Below are 13,953 nucleotides of genomic sequence, written 5' to 3'. Positions count from 1 at the left end.
GCCACCGATGATTCTGCTCCGTCGCCTGCTGGGTGACGTGCTGCGTCGGCAGCGCCAACGCCAGGGCCGTACTCTGCGCGAAGTCTCCTCGTCCGCCCGAGTCTCACTCGGCTATCTCTCCGAGGTGGAGCGGGGGCAGAAGGAGGCTTCCTCCGAGCTGCTCTCCGCCATCTGCGACGCGCTGGACGTACGGATGTCGGAACTCATGCGAGAAGTGAGCGACGAGCTGGCGCTCGCCGAGCTGGCCCAGTCCGCCGCGGCCACCGAGCCCGTGCCCACGCCGGTCCGTCCGATGCTGGGTTCTGTCTCGGTGACCGGTGTGCCACCGGAACGGGTGACCATCAAGGCACCCGCGAAGGCGGTGGACGTGGTCGCCGCCTGAGTTTTCCGGCGGTCCGACCGACAGACACAGTGAGGCCCCGGCCGGGGCTCCCGGGATCCAACCCAGGGGCGCGGCCGGGGCTTTGTGCTGTGCGTGGCCTCTGCGTGAGGCCCGTGAGGGGGCGGGGGCTGAAGGTGCCTCGGTGACGCACGGTGTCTGTCCGGAATGCGTCCGTTTGCCGGTATCCGGCCGGGCGGTCATGGTGGAGGGACGTGACGGCCGTGAGGGCCGCCCGACCGCCGGAGGAAGCGGATGTACGTCGTGAAGAGCCCGTTGGCCGACGCGGACCTGAAGACCGTGTCCGAGGCGTTGCAGGGCGCCCTGGTCGATCTGGTGGACCTGTCCCTGGCCGGCAAGCAGATCCACTGGAACATCGTCGGGCCCCGGTTCCGGTCGGTCCACCTCCAGCTGGACGAGGTCGTCGCCTCCGCCCGCGCCCACTCCGACACGGTTGCCGAGCGCGCCTCGGCGCTGGGCATCCCGCCCGACGGCCGTGCCGCCACGGTCGCCTCCGGCAGCGGCATCAAAGGCACCCCGTCGGGCTGGGTCAAGGACGGGGACGCGGTCGGCACGATGGTGGACGCCCTCGGCGCGGTGATCGGCCGCATGCGGGAGCGGGTGCGGGCCACGGCGGAGCCGGACCCGGTCACCCAGGACATCTTCATCGGGATCACCGCGGACCTGGAGAAGCACCACTGGATGTTCCAGGCGGAGAACGCGTAGCGATTGCCGGTGCGGCTCGGGGCCCGGTACGGGCCGGGCCGGCGGCCCGGCGCCGCGACCACGCGCCCCTGACGCCCCTGACGCGCCTGGCGCGCGGGGCGGGCACGACGGGGCGGCGTCCGGCGGGAGGTGGTGGCGGGCATGACCGGGCGTACGGTGCGCCGGACGGTGGCGCTGGGATGCGGCGCGGTGTGGTGGTGGGCCGTGCTGCGGCTCGCCCTGGGGCAGGGCGCGGGCGTCCTGGAAGCGGCTGTCGCGGCCGGCGGGTGGGGACTGAGCGTGCTGCCGGTGCACTGCGCGCCCAAGGGGCGGGCGGCGGGGGCGCTGGACTCCGGGCGCTGGGCGGCGGCCTGGCGGGTGGGAGAGACGGGGGATGGGGAAGCGGGGGAGAGGGTGGCGGACGCGGGGGTGGAGGACGCGGGGGCGGCGGGGTCTCGTTCGGGTGAGATATCCGGGCCGTGGTGAAGGTGGCCCGGCTGTGCGGGCCGACTGGGGCCGGGGTCGGTGAACGGAGGGCCGGCACGGGTCCGTCCGGTGGGTGAGGAGCGTGAGCGGCGTCTGCGTGATCTAGTTCGTGATCGCGTTCGGGTGAGGTCGCTCGGTCGATTGTGAACGGTGGCCCGTATCCCGTATCCCCGTATACGGTCGCCGGTCGCCGGGGGGTCAGGTGGGAGTTCGGCGGTGGCGCTCGCGCCAGCGCTGGGGCGCGCCCGGAGCCGGGGCGGGGCCGGTCTGGCAGGTGGGGCACCAGTAGGTGGGGCGGTCCTGGGAGCCGTCGCCCTGGTCGGCCACGCGGACCGAGGTGTGGCAGCGCAGACAGGGGCGGGGCGCGCGACCGTAGACGAACAGGTCGTGGTGGCGCAGCCCGGTGGTCCGGCGGACCGGGCGGTCGCGGTTGGCCTCCAGCAGCCGCTGGGCGAGGCCCGGCAGCTTCTCGGCGCGGTCCGCGGGCAGCGCGCCGACCGGCAGCCAGGGGGTGACGCCGAGCAGAAAACACAGTTCGCTCTTGTAGATGTTGCCGATTCCGGCCAGATTGCGCTGGTCCAGCAGGGCCTCGCCGAGCGGGCGGGCCGGGTCCGCGAGCAGCCGGTCCAGGGCACGCTCCGGGTCCCAGTCCGGGCCGAGCAGATCGGGGCCGAGGTGACCGACGACCCGCTCCTCCTCGGTGGTGCGCAGCAGTTCCAGGACCTGGAGGCGATAGCCGACGGCCGTGCGGTCGGCGGCGGCGAGGATCGCGCGGATCTGGTGCGCCGGTCCGCCCCGCCAGCGCTCGCCCGTGCCGTACACCTTCCAGGAGCCCTCCATCCGCAGATGCGTGTGCAGGGTCAGACCGCCCTCGAAGCGGGTGAGCAGGTGCTTGCCGCGCGGGATGGTGCTCAGCACCCGGCGGCCGGCAAGGTCGACCGTGGCGTACTTCGGCACCCGGAAGTCGCTGCGGGTCAGCGTCTTGCCCGCGAGGGCCTCGTGCAGCCGCCGCGCGGCCTGCCAGACCGTGTCACCTTCGGGCATGGGTCCAAGGGTGCCACGGCGAGGCGGCAGGGCGGCGGGCCGCGGGCAACGGGGTCACGCTCTCAGGCGCAGGCCGCGCGGCGTGGCCACGAAGCCCGCTCCTTCCAGGAGGGCGCCGGTCGGGGAGGTAAGGGCCGGGGTGCCGTTGATCCGCTCGACCGTGACCGTGCCGAGGGAGCCGGCGCGGGCGGCCTCGGCGAGGGCCTCGGCGGCCGTGCGCAGACGGGGGTCGTCCCCGGCCGCGGTGTCGGGGGTGACGGGCCAGGCCAGGAGCGTCTTGCCGCCGCGCTCCATGTACAGGGTCAGCTCGCCCTCCACCAGGACGACCAGGGAGCCCGCCTTGCGGCCCGGCTTGTGGCCGGCCCCGGTCGGCGGCTCGGGCCAGGGCAGGGCCGCGCCGTAGGCGTTCGCCGGGTCGGCGGCGGCGAGCACCACGGCTCGCGGGTCGGGGGCACGGCCCCGGGTGCGCTGCTCGCCGTACCCCCCGAGCGGGGCCGCGCCGTAACCGGTGGCCCCGCCGCCGCGGGGGCCGCCGTAGCCGGGGGCGGAGAAGGGGTCGGGTAGGTCGCGGGGCGAGACGTACCCACCGGGCCCGGTGGGCGGGAGGCCGGCCGGGGGCCAGGCGAAGTCGTCGTCGAGACCCGGGTGGGCGAAGCCGCCGTCGGCGCCGGACGGCGTGTGGCCGTGCGGATCACCGTCGGTACCGGCGAAGCCGTCCGGAGCGGCGGGGGTGAAGCCGTGGGGCGGGGCCGGGGCGGGCAGCGCGGCCTCGCCCCGATCGCGGGCGCTGGACACCGCGCGCAGCCGGTCCACCGCGCCGTCCATGGCGAACTGGGCCGCGCCCAGCCCCTCGACCACGTAACCGCGCCTGGCCTGGCCGCTCTCCTCGAAGGCGGACAGCACCCGGTAGACCGCGGAGAAGCCACCCTCGACGCCCTCCGCGGCGACCGCTCCCCGGGTCACCACGCCGTGCCGGTCCAGCAGGGTGCGGGCCAGCGCGTGCGCGCGCACGGTGGCGTCCGGCTCGGCCACGGGCAGCAGCGACCAACGCCCCGCGACGGACGGCGGGCCGGTACGGGAGGCGGTGCGGGCGGCGGCCGTCAGAGAGCCGTAACGCCCGCGCGGCACGGAGCGCTTGGCGCGGTGGGCGGTCGAACCCGCCGTACGGCCCGAGCCCAGCAGGGCCCGCATCGGGGCCAGCGTGTCGTTGGTGAGCCGGCCCGACCAGGCCAGGTCCCAGAGGGCGTCGGCGAGTTGGGGGTCCGTGGCGTCGGGGTGGGTGGTCGCGCGGACCTGGTCGGCGATCTGCCGGAAGAACAGGCCGTAGCCGCCGGACAGCGCGTCCAGGACGGACTGGTGGAGCGCGGTCAGCTCCAGCGGGTGCGGGGGCGGGAGCAACAGCGGTGCCGCGTCCGCCAGATAGAGCGAGACCCAGCCGTCCTTGCCGGGCAGCGCGCCCGCGCCGGCCCACACCACCTCGCCGGCTGCGGTCAACTCGTCCAGCATCGACGGGGTGTAGTGGGCCACGCGGGACGGCAGGACCAGTTTCTCCAGCGCGGAGGCGGGCACCGAGGCGCCCTGCAACTGCTCGACGGCGCGCACCAGTCCGTCGATGCCCCGCAGGCCGTGCCCCTTGCCGATGTGCTGCCACTGGGGCAGGAACTGGGCGAGCGCGGCGGGCGGCACGGGTTCCAGTTCGTGCCGCAGGGCCGCCAGGGAGCGGCGGCGCAGCCGTCGCAGCACGGTCGCGTCACACCACTCCTGACCGATGCCCGCGGGGTGGAACTCGCCCTGCACCACCCGGCCGCCGGCGGCGAGCCGCTGGAGGGCGCCGTCGGTGATCGCCACGCCCAGGCCGAAACGGTCGGCCGCGGTGGCCGAGGTGAACGGCCCGTGCGTACGGGCGTAGCGCGCGAGGAGGTCGCCCAGGGGGTCCTTGACCGGCTCGGTGAAGGCCTCGGGGACGCCGACGGGCAGCGCGGTGCCGAGCGCGTCGCGCAGCCGGCCCGCGTCCTCGATCGCCGCCCAGTGGTCGGCGCCGGCGATCCGGACCTTGATCGCCCGGCGGGCCCCGGCCAGCTCCCGCACCCAGTGCGGATCGGCGCCGCGCGCGACCAGCTCGGCCTCGGTGAGCGGCCCGAGCAGCCGCAGCACGTCGGCGACGCCCTCCACGTCCTTGACCCGGCGGTCGTCGGTCAGCCACTGGAGTTCGCGCTCCAGCTCGGTCAGCACATCGGCGTCGAGCAGCTCGCGCAGCTCCGCCTGGCCCAGCAGCTCGGCCAGCAGCCGGGAGTCCAGGGACAACGCGGCGGCCCGGCGTTCGGCCAGCGGGGAGTCGCCCTCGTACAGGAACTGGGCGACGTAACCGAACAGCAGGGAGCGGGCGAACGGGGACGGCTCCGGGGTGGTGACCTCGACCAGACGCACCTTGCGGGACTCGATGTCGCCCATCAGCTCGGCCAGCCCGGGGACGTCGAAGACGTCCTGGAGGCATTCGCGGACGGCCTCCAGCACGATCGGGAACGAGCCGAACTCGCTCGCCACCTGGAGCAGTTGGGCGGCCCGCTGGCGCTGCTGCCACAGCGGGGTGCGCTTGCCCGGGTTGCGGCGCGGCAGCAGCAGGGCGCGCGCGGCGCATTCGCGGAACCGGGAGGCGAACAGGGCCGAGCCGCCGACCTGGTCGGTGACGACCTGGTCGACCTCGCCCTTGTCGAAGGCGACGTCCGCCGCGCCCACGGGCGCCTGCTCGCTGTCGTACTCGGTGCCCGCCCTCACGGGGTCGTTGTCGAGCAGGTCCAGGCTCATCAGATCCGCGTCGGGCAGGCGCAGCACGATGCCGTCGTCGGCGTGCATGACCTGCGCGTCCATGCCGTAACGCTCGGACAGCCGGGCGCCGAGCGCGAGCGCCCACGGGGCGTGGACCTGGGCGCCGAAGGGGGAGTGGACGACCACCCGCCAGTCACCCAGCTCGTCCCGGAAGCGCTCCACCACGATCGTGCGGTCGTCCGGGACGTGGCCGCAGGCCTCGCGCTGCTCCTCCAGGTAGGACAGCACGTTGTCCGCCGCCCATGCGTCCAGGCCCGCGGTGAGCAGCCGCAGCCGGGCGTCGTCCTTGGGCAGCGAGCCGACCTCGCGCAGGAACGCGCCGACCGCGCGGCCCAGTTCGAGCGGACGGCCCAGCTGGTCACCCTTCCAGAACGGCAGCCGGCCCGGCACGCCCGGCGCGGGCGAGACCAGCACCCGGTCGCGGGTGATGTCCTCGATGCGCCAGGAACTGGTGCCCAGTGTGAAGACGTCGCCCACACGCGACTCGTAGACCATCTCCTCGTCCAGCTCGCCGACCCGGCCACCGCCCTTCTTGGGGTCGCTGCCGGCGAGGAAGACCCCGAACAGGCCCCGGTCCGGGATGGTGCCGCCGGAGGTGACGGCCAGCCGCTGGGCGCCGGGCCGGCCGGTGATGGTGCCGGCCACCCGGTCCCACACCACCCGGGGGCGCAGTTCGGCGAACGCGTCCGACGGGTAGCGCCCGGCGAGCATGTCCAGGACCGCCGTGAACGCCGACTCGGGGAGGGAGGCGAAGGGAGCCGCGCGGCGCACCACGGTCAGCAGGTCGTCGAACTGCCAGGTGTCCAGTGCCGTCATCGCCACGAGCTGCTGGGCGAGCACGTCCAGTGGGTTCGCGGGCACCTTCAGGGACTCGATGGCGCCCGTGCGCATCCGCTCGGTGACCACCGCCGCCTGTACCAGGTCGCCCCGGTACTTGGGGAAGACCACACCGGTGGAGACGGCGCCCACCTGGTGCCCGGCGCGGCCCACGCGCTGGAGCCCGGAGGCGACCGAGGGCGGGGACTCCACCTGGACGACGAGATCGACCGCGCCCATGTCGATGCCCAGCTCCAGGCTGGAGGTGGCGACCACCGCGGGCAGCCGGCCCGCCTTCAGGTCCTCCTCGACCAGCGCGCGCTGCTCCTTGGACACCGAGCCGTGGTGGGCGCGGGCGATCACCGGGGGCGCGCCCTGGGCCGCGCCCGAGCCGCCCATCAGCTGGGCCGGCGCGTGGTGCTCGGCCAGCGGCTCGCCGGTCGCGCGCTCGTACGCGATCTCGTTGAGCCGGTTGCACAGCCGCTCGGCCAGGCGCCGGGAGTTGGCGAAGACGATGGTGGAGCGGTGCGACTGCACCAGGTCGGCGATCCGCTCCTCGACCTGTGGCCAGATCGACGGCCGCTCGGCGCCCTCGGCCGCGTCGGTGGCGGGGGAGCCGCCCAGTTCGCCCATGTCCTCGACCGGGACGACCACCGAGAGGTCGAACTCCTTGCCGGACTCCGGCTGGACGATCTCCACCTTGCGGTGCGGCGAGAGGTAGCGCGCCACCTCGTCCACCGGGCGCACGGTCGCCGACAGGCCGATCCGCCGGGCGGGCTTCGGCAGCAGTTCGTCCAGGCGCTCGAGGGAGAGCGCGAGGTGCGCGCCGCGCTTGGTGCCCGCGACCGCGTGCACCTCGTCCAGGATCACCGTCTCCACGCCCGTGAGCGCGTCGCGGGTGGCCGAGGTGAGCATCAGGAAGAGCGATTCGGGAGTGGTGATCAGGATGTCCGGCGGACGCGTGGACAGGGCGCGGCGCTCGGCGGCCGGGGTGTCGCCGGAGCGGATGCCGACCTTGATCTCGGGCTCGGGCAGCCCCAGCCGGACGGACTCCTGGCGGATACCGGTCAGCGGGCTGCGCAGATTGCGCTCGACGTCGACCGCGAGGGCCTTCAGCGGTGAGACGTACAGCACCCGGCAGCGCTTCCTGGGGTCGGCCGGAGGCGGGGTCGAGGCCAACTGGTCCAGGGCGGCGAGGAACGCGGCCAGCGTCTTGCCGGAGCCGGTCGGCGCGACCACCAGCACGTCCGAGCCCGCCTGGATGGCCTGCCACGCGCCCGCCTGGGCCGCGGTGGGCGCGGAGAACGCCCCCGTGAACCAGCCGCGGGTCGCAGGGGAGAAGCCGTCGAGGGCCCGGTGTGCTGAGCTGACCATGCGTCCATCCTGCACCCGACCACTGACAATCGGTCTGACCTGGGCAAATGCCCCACCCCGACGGGCGGGCGAGGAGGGGGCGGTCGGCGGGACGGAAAACGGCTGTGGGGGCGGACCGGCCGGACGGAGAATGGACGCTGAACGCGGGACGGGAACGGCCGGACGGAGAATGGCCCCATGGCAGGAACGGCCGGAGCGCGGCACGACCGGCCGCCCCGCGAGCGGGAACGGCGGGCGGTGGAGCGGGCGCGGCACTGGCGCTACGAGGAGCTGCCCGGCGTGGACCTGCTGCGCGCCCGGTACGTCCACAAGACCTTCGTCCGGCACACCCACGAGAACTTCGTGATCGCCGCCATCGCCGACGGCGTCGAGGTGTTCCACCACGGCGGCTCCGACGTGTCCGCGGGCGCGGGGGCCCTCGCGCTGGTCAACCCGGACACCCCGCACACCGGCCGGGCCGGGGTGCCCGAGGGCTGGCGGTACGCCGCGGTCTACCCCTCGCCCGAGGTGGTGGCGGCGATAGCGGCGGAGACCACGACCCTGCGCGGCACCCCGGGCTTCGTCGGTCCCGTCCTCGACGACCCCGCCACCGTCCGCCTCGTCCACCAGGTGCTGCGCGCCGCCGAGCAGGGCAACGCGCTGGCCGCCGACACCCTGCTGCGGATCGCCGTGACCCGGCTGCTGCGGCTGAACGGCGGCCCGCTGCCCGAGCGGCGGCCGCGCACGGCAGGGGCCGGGATCGCGGCCCGCGCGCGTGCCGTGCTGGAGGAGCACATGGCCGGGCCGCCGACCCTGGAGCGGCTGGCCGCCGACCTCGGCACCAGCCCGTTCGCACTCCTGCGGGCGTTTCGCGAGACCTACGGCATGCCGCCGCACACCTGGCTGACCGACGCCCGGGTGCGGCGCGCACGGCTGCTGCTGGACGAGTGGGTCCGGCCGGCCGAGGCGGCCGTCGCCGTCGGCTTCACCGACCAGCCGCACCTCAACCGGCACTTCGCCCGCATCGTCGGCGTCCCCCCGGGCGCCTACCAGCGCGAGCGCAAGAACGTACAAGACCGGGACTGACGTTCGAACATACGGTCCCTGGGTGGCACAGCAGACGGCAACAACAGACGGATTGGGCGGCTCGGCGAAGCCCGACGCCGCCGTCGTACGGGACGCCCTCGGCGTCGGCATCGCCGTGGGCCTGTCCGGGTTCGCCTTCGGGGTGACCTCGGCCGGCAGCGGACTCGGGCTCCTGCAGACCTGCGCGCTGAGCCTCCTGGTCTTCACCGGCGCCTCCCAGTTCGCCCTGGTCGGCGCCCTCGCCGCCGGAGGCAACCCCTACACCGCCGCGGCCGGGGCCTTCTTCCTGGGCGTTCGCAACGCCTTCTACGGACTGCGCCTGTCCCAGTTGCTCGCGCTCCCGCGCGCGGTGCGGCCCCTCGCCGCCCAGTGGGTGATCGACGAGACCACGGCGGTCACCCTGGCACAGCCCACCCGGCGGGCCGCCCGGATCGGCTTCACGGCCACTGGGCTCACCCTGTACGTGCTGTGGAACCTCACCACCCTGCTCGGCGCCCTGGGCGCCAAGGCGATCGGCGACACGCGCGCGTGGGGGCTGGACGCGGCCGGACCGGCCGTGTTCCTGGCCCTGCTCGCGCCCATGCTGACGACGGCAACCGAGCGCGCGGTCGCGGGCCTCGCGGTGCTGCTCGGCCTCGGTCTGCTGCCCGTGCTGCCGGCCGGCGTACCGGTCCTGGTGGCGGCGCTGGCCGCGCCGCTCGCCCTGTTCGTGTCGGGACGGCGCGCGGGCCGCGGCCCCGGGGGCGCGCCCGAGGAGGCGGAGGCCCGGTGAACACCTGGATCGCGATCGGCCTGACCGCGCTCGGCTGCTACGCCGTCAAGCTCGCGGGTCTGCTGGTGCCGGCCCATGTCATCGAACGGCCCCTCGTGCGGCGGCTCGCGGCTCTGCTGCCCGTCGCCCTCCTGGCCGCGCTCACCGCGCAGCAGACGTTCGCCCAGGGGCACGCGCTGGTGCTGGACGCCCGGGCCGCGGGGCTCGGGGCGGCCGCCGTGGCCCTGGTGCTGCGCGCGCCGTTCCTCGTGGTCGTCGCGGCGGCCGTGGTCGTGACGGCCGGCGTACGGGCCCTCGGCGGCTGAGCGGCGTGCGGTCCCGAGGGGAGGGTCCAGGAGGGGCGCCGCGGTCCGGATCGGATCAGCCCACGAAGCGGCCGTACGCCCTCAAGGTGCGCAGCGCCTCGATCGTCACCATGGGACGTGCCTCGAGCGCGGGCACCGGTGCCCAGCGGCGCCAGCGGACGGGCCAGCCGCCGTCCGACCGCTGCTCGGCGGCCAGGTGGTCCAGGGAGCGCGCCATCTCCTCGTCGGTGAACCACGCGCGCGCGAGCGAGGCGGGGCTTCTGGCGAAGTCGTGCGGGAAGTGGTGCTCCCCCGGGGCGTATCCGGGGGCCACCGGGCAGGCGTCGAGCCGGTCCGGGTCCAGGGCAACGAGCCGCTGCTCGCGCACCAGGCGGCCCAGCCGGTCCGCGGCGGCCTGTGCCCGCGGGCGGTCGGGAACGCAGTCCAGGAAGGCCACGGCGGCCTGCACCTCGTAAGGATGCGACTTCTCCAGGTTCTCCACGGCCTGCCAGCAGAAGTCGGTGGCCCGGAACAGCCAGGCGTGCCAGACCTCGTTGCGGTGCAGCAGCCCCACCACCGGCCCGGTGGCCAGCAGATCGCTGGGCGGGTCGTCGACGACCGGGACGAACGGCGCCGCCGGATATCCGCGCTGGCTCGGGTGGACCGCGGGCAGCGCGCCGTCCGCCGTGGAGACGGAGGTCAGATAGCGGCACACACGCTCCACCCGCTGCCCGCCGCAGCGCCCGACGGCGTCCAGCACGCGCAGCGCGTGCGCGGTGTGCAGGGGCTGGCTCACGGGGCCGCGCAGATCGGGCTCCAGGGCGTGCCCGTACCCGCCGTCCTCGTTGCGGTAGGCGTCCAGCGCCGCCTCCACCGCGTCCGGCGCGCCGCGCAGGAAGTGGTACGCGAACAACCGCTGCTCCAGCACGCGCGCGGTGAGCCACACGAACTGCTCGGCACTGAAGAGCGGGGAGCGCGCCGGGGGCGCGCAGGGGCGTGGGGAAGCTCCGGTATCGGCCATGCGTCAGACCGTAGGACGGAAAGCGGCCTTGGCAAGCGGTCCCGGGCGGGCCCCACCCTCAGGGGCGGGATACTGGATTCATGCGGTTGACGGTCTTCTGGCAGCGGATGGCGGAGCACTTCGGTCCCGGGTACGCCGACACGTTCGCGCGCGACCACGTGATGACGGAGCTGGGCGGGCGCACGGTGAACGAGGCCCTGGACGCCGGCTGGGCGGCCAAGGACGTGTGGCGAGTGGTGTGCACCGTCATGGACGTGCCGGCGGAGCGGCGCTGAGGGAACGGTACCGAGGGAACGGTATCGAGGGAACGATATCGAGGCCGACCGATCTCGGGTGAAATGCCTGGGAAGTCCGTTATGAGGTCGACGCTACGGCACCGTACGGTCACGAAAACCGCAGGTGGGCGCCGTTTGTCGGCGGTGTGGGCGAGACTTGGCGGGTGGCACGCACTGACGAGGACATCGAGCAGCCGACCCGGCCCGCGATCCCGGCCGCTACGCCGGGGACCGACCGGCCACCGGCCCCCGGGGCCGGCGCGCCGGAGGGCCGCATGCCGCGCTGGCTGCCGCGCGCCATGGTGCTCGCGCTCGCGCTGATCGCCGCCTTCCAGCTGGGCACCTGGGCCTTCCACCAGCTCACCGGACTGCTGATCAACATCCTGATCGCGTTCTTCCTGGCCCTGGCGGTCGAGCCCGCGGTGAGCCGGATGGCCGCCCGTGGCATGCGCAGAGGGCTCGCCACCTTCCTGGTCTTCTTCCTGCTGACCGTCGCCGCCGCGGGATTCGTCACCCTGCTCGGCTCGATGCTGGCCGGGCAGATCATCAAGATGATCGAGGGCTTCCCGGACTACCTGGACTCCCTCATCCACTGGACCAACGCGACCTTCCACACCAACCTCAAGCGGGTCGACGTCCAGGAGGGGGTGCTGCGCTCCGACTGGCTGCGCAAGTACGCGCAGAACAGCGCGGCCGGTGTGCTCGACGTCTCCCAGCAGGTGCTCGGCGGCCTCTTCCAGATGCTGACCGTCGCGCTGTTCTCGTTCTACTTCGCCGCCGACGGGCCCCGGCTGCGCCGCGCGCTGTGCTCCGTGCTGCCGCCGGCCCGCCAGGCCGAGGTGCTGCGCGCCTGGGAGATCGCCGTCGACAAGACGGGCGGCTACCTCTACTCGCGCGGTCTGATGGCGCTCGTCTCCGGGATCGCGCACTACATCCTGCTCCAGGCCCTGGGTGTGCCGTACGCGCCCGTGCTCGGCGTCTGGGTGGGGCTGGTCTCTCAGTTCGTCCCCACCATCGGCACCTATCTCGCGGGCGCGCTGCCGATGCTGATCGCGTTCACCGTCGCGCCCTGGTACGCGGTGTGGGTGCTGGTCTTCGTCGTGATCTACCAGCAGTTCGAGAACTACATGCTCCAGCCCAAGCTGACCGCCAAGAGCGTCGACATCCACCCGGCCGTCGCCTTCGGCTCGGTCATCGTCGGCACGGCCCTGCTCGGTGCCGTCGGCGCGCTGATCGCCATCCCCGCGGTGGCCACCCTCCAGGCGTTCCTGGGCGCCTATGTGAAGCGGTACGACGTCACCGACGACCCCCGGGTGAACGGCTACCGCGTCCGTGCCCCGGCCGGTCCCGGGGTGCTCGCGCGGATCAGGGCGGCCCGCACGCGGCGGTGACGTCCCGCGCGTGGGTTCCCGTGCCGTCGAAGTCCGGGCGATCCGCGCCCCGGAACGCTGACGCTCAAGGGCGTCGACATATGCCGACACGTTCTGGACCGGCTGCCGCTTCGAGCCCGCCGCGGCCTGGGAAACCGTCCGTCCGCTCCGTGTCTCGGGGGAGACCGCGCGCTGCCGTCACCAGCGGTCCGCCGGGCGGTGTGTCGCTTGACACGAAAATCGAACATCCATTCTTATGAAGGCTCCGGCAGGACCGTGAGCGGGAGATTTGGTCATGGTTTGGGTGGATACGCCCCCCAGTTATCCACAGGCCGGGCCGACGTCGGGGCGCGTTGTCAGTGGCAGGCGTTAGCGTCTTTGACGTGAAGCGATCGACTCAAGCAAACCGGGTGGAACCCATGGCAGGAACCGACCGCGAGAAGGCGCTCGACGCCGCGCTCGCACAAATTGAACGGCAATTCGGCAAGGGCGCGGTCATGCGCATGGGCGAGCGGTCGAAGGAGCCCATCGAGGTCATCTCGACCGGCTCGACCGCGCTGGACGTGGCGCTCGGCGTCGGCGGCCTGCCCCGCGGCCGTGTCGTCGAGATCTACGGACCGGAGTCCTCCGGTAAGACGACCCTGACCCTGCACGCCGTGGCGAACGCGCAGAAGGCGGGCGGCCAGGTCGCGTTCGTGGACGCGGAGCACGCCCTCGACCCCGAGTACGCGCGCAAGCTCGGCGTCGACATCGACAACCTGATCCTGTCCCAGCCGGACAACGGCGAGCAGGCGCTGGAGATCGTGGACATGCTGGTCCGCTCCGGCGCGCTCGACCTGATCGTCATCGACTCCGTCGCCGCGCTCGTGCCGCGCGCGGAGATCGAGGGCGAGATGGGCGACAGCCACGTGGGTCTCCAGGCCCGGCTGATGAGCCAGGCGCTGCGGAAGATCACCAGCGCGCTCAACCAGTCCAAGACCACCGCCATCTTCATCAACCAGCTCCGCGAGAAGATCGGTGTCATGTTCGGCTCGCCGGAGACCACGACCGGCGGCCGGGCGCTGAAGTTCTACGCCTCGGTGCGCATCGACATCCGCCGCATCGAGACCCTGAAGGACGGCACGGAAGCGGTCGGCAACCGCACCCGCTGCAAGGTCGTCAAGAACAAGGTCGCGCCGCCCTTCAAGCAGGCCGAGTTCGACATCCTCTACGGCCAGGGCATCAGCCGCGAGGGCGGCCTGATCGACATGGGCGTGGAGCACGGCTTCGTGCGCAAGGCCGGCGCCTGGTACACGTACGAGGGCGACCAGCTCGGCCAGGGCAAGGAGAACGCGCGCAACTTCCTCAAGGACAACCCCGACCTGGCCAACGAGATCGAGAAGAAGATCAAGGAGAAGCTGGGCGTGGGTGTCCGGCCGGAGGAGCCGGCGGCCGAGCCCGCCGCGGACGCCGCGGCCACCGTCCCGACGGCCGAAGACACCGCCAAGACGGCCGCCAAGGCCGCCAAGCCCAAGGCCGCCGCTGCCAAGAGCTGAC

12 protein-coding genes are annotated in these 13,953 nt (G+C 73.7%); 9 read left to right on the top strand and 3 right to left on the bottom strand.

The annotated features are described in order from the left end of the window. Positions 1-7 precede the first annotated feature (7 nt). From HZZ00_RS28560 to HZZ00_RS38845, 3 genes are all read left to right on the top strand, one after another. On the top strand, positions 8-382 hold the full coding sequence (locus tag HZZ00_RS28560) for a helix-turn-helix domain-containing protein (RefSeq protein ID WP_070026017.1): 375 nt from the start codon (positions 8-10) through the stop codon (positions 380-382). Positions 383-634: 252 nt separating this feature from the next. Continuing rightward, the gene (locus tag HZZ00_RS28555) at positions 635-1,105 is read left to right on the top strand and encodes a Dps family protein (protein ID WP_180329136.1); all 471 of its coding nucleotides are present in this window, start codon (positions 635-637) and stop codon (positions 1,103-1,105) included. A 141-nt stretch (positions 1,106-1,246) separates the two neighbouring features. Next, positions 1,247-1,570 (top strand): hypothetical protein, encoded by a 324-nt coding sequence (locus HZZ00_RS38845; RefSeq protein WP_257585435.1) that lies wholly within the window; start codon positions 1,247-1,249, stop codon positions 1,568-1,570. 198 nt (positions 1,571-1,768) lie between these two features. On the opposite strand, the gene HZZ00_RS28545 is transcribed toward HZZ00_RS38845, so the two are convergent. Both HZZ00_RS28545 and HZZ00_RS28540 read right to left on the bottom strand, forming a co-directional pair. Beyond that, complete coding sequence (locus HZZ00_RS28545; RefSeq protein ID WP_180329135.1) at positions 1,769-2,614, bottom strand: Fpg/Nei family DNA glycosylase; 846 nt, start codon at positions 2,612-2,614, stop codon at positions 1,769-1,771. 54 nt (positions 2,615-2,668) lie between these two features. After that, positions 2,669-7,630 carry an ATP-dependent helicase gene (locus HZZ00_RS28540; RefSeq protein WP_180329134.1) on the bottom strand — a complete coding sequence of 1,654 codons (4,962 nt, stop codon included), beginning with the start codon at positions 7,628-7,630 and terminating at the stop codon, positions 2,669-2,671. A gap of 177 nt (positions 7,631-7,807) precedes the next feature. Here HZZ00_RS28540 and HZZ00_RS28535 point away from each other — a divergent pair, with 177 nt between their 5' ends. From HZZ00_RS28535 to HZZ00_RS28525, 3 genes are read left to right on the top strand one after another with little or no spacing between them, the layout of a single operon-like run. Beyond that, complete coding sequence (locus HZZ00_RS28535) at positions 7,808-8,695, top strand: AraC family transcriptional regulator (RefSeq protein WP_180329133.1); 888 nt, start codon at positions 7,808-7,810, stop codon at positions 8,693-8,695. Between the two features lie 22 nt (positions 8,696-8,717). Further along, positions 8,718-9,467, top strand: coding sequence for an AzlC family ABC transporter permease (locus HZZ00_RS28530; RefSeq protein WP_180329132.1), 750 nt, complete (start codon positions 8,718-8,720; stop codon positions 9,465-9,467). Next, the gene (locus HZZ00_RS28525) at positions 9,464-9,772 is read left to right on the top strand and encodes an AzlD domain-containing protein (RefSeq protein ID WP_180329131.1); all 309 of its coding nucleotides are present in this window, start codon (positions 9,464-9,466) and stop codon (positions 9,770-9,772) included. Before HZZ00_RS28530 ends, HZZ00_RS28525 begins: the two co-directional genes overlap by 4 nt. 55 nt (positions 9,773-9,827) lie before the next feature. Here the strand turns inward: HZZ00_RS28525 and HZZ00_RS28520 are convergent, their stop codons facing one another. After that, positions 9,828-10,772, bottom strand: a complete 945-nt coding sequence (locus HZZ00_RS28520) for a hypothetical protein (RefSeq protein WP_180329130.1) — start codon at positions 10,770-10,772, stop codon at positions 9,828-9,830. A gap of 80 nt (positions 10,773-10,852) precedes the next feature. Between HZZ00_RS28520 and HZZ00_RS28515 the strand changes: the two genes are divergently transcribed. The 3 genes from HZZ00_RS28515 (at position 10,853) to recA (ending at position 13,952) form a co-directional block, all read left to right on the top strand. Then, positions 10,853-11,047 (top strand): DUF3046 domain-containing protein, encoded by a 195-nt coding sequence (locus HZZ00_RS28515; protein ID WP_070026009.1) that lies wholly within the window; start codon positions 10,853-10,855, stop codon positions 11,045-11,047. 164 nt (positions 11,048-11,211) lie between these two features. Beyond that, positions 11,212-12,438 (top strand): AI-2E family transporter, encoded by a 1,227-nt coding sequence (locus tag HZZ00_RS28510; RefSeq protein ID WP_374028488.1) that lies wholly within the window; start codon positions 11,212-11,214, stop codon positions 12,436-12,438. Between the two features lie 398 nt (positions 12,439-12,836). Next, the gene (gene recA / locus HZZ00_RS28505) at positions 12,837-13,952 is read left to right on the top strand and encodes a recombinase RecA (protein ID WP_180329129.1); all 1,116 of its coding nucleotides are present in this window, start codon (positions 12,837-12,839) and stop codon (positions 13,950-13,952) included. Position 13,953: the final 1 nt, after the last annotated feature.

Source organism: Streptomyces sp. NEAU-sy36 (genome assembly GCF_013423905.1).
In the GTDB taxonomy this organism is placed as follows: domain Bacteria; phylum Actinomycetota; class Actinomycetes; order Streptomycetales; family Streptomycetaceae; genus Streptomyces; species Streptomyces misionensis.
Note: the sequence above shows the minus strand (reverse complement) of the source record. Positions and strands in the feature narration are given on the sequence as shown.

Excerpts from the sequence above, each read along its gene's own strand:
- HZZ00_RS28515 (WP_070026009.1), top strand. The coding sequence starts at position 10,853 with ATGCGGTTGACGGTCTTCTGGCAGCGGATGGCGGAGCACTTCGGTCCC.
- HZZ00_RS28545 (WP_180329135.1), bottom strand. The coding sequence starts at position 2,614 with ATGCCCGAAGGTGACACGGTCTGGCAGGCCGCGCGGCGGCTGCACGAG.
- HZZ00_RS28520 (WP_180329130.1), bottom strand. The coding sequence starts at position 10,772 with ATGGCCGATACCGGAGCTTCCCCACGCCCCTGCGCGCCCCCGGCGCGC.
- HZZ00_RS38845 (WP_257585435.1), top strand. The coding sequence starts at position 1,247 with ATGACCGGGCGTACGGTGCGCCGGACGGTGGCGCTGGGATGCGGCGCG.
- HZZ00_RS28555 (WP_180329136.1), top strand. The coding sequence starts at position 635 with ATGTACGTCGTGAAGAGCCCGTTGGCCGACGCGGACCTGAAGACCGTG.
- HZZ00_RS28540 (WP_180329134.1), bottom strand. The coding sequence starts at position 7,630 with ATGGTCAGCTCAGCACACCGGGCCCTCGACGGCTTCTCCCCTGCGACC.
- HZZ00_RS28560 (WP_070026017.1), top strand. The coding sequence starts at position 8 with ATGATTCTGCTCCGTCGCCTGCTGGGTGACGTGCTGCGTCGGCAGCGC.
- HZZ00_RS28535 (WP_180329133.1), top strand. The coding sequence starts at position 7,808 with ATGGCAGGAACGGCCGGAGCGCGGCACGACCGGCCGCCCCGCGAGCGG.
- recA (WP_180329129.1), top strand. The coding sequence starts at position 12,837 with ATGGCAGGAACCGACCGCGAGAAGGCGCTCGACGCCGCGCTCGCACAA.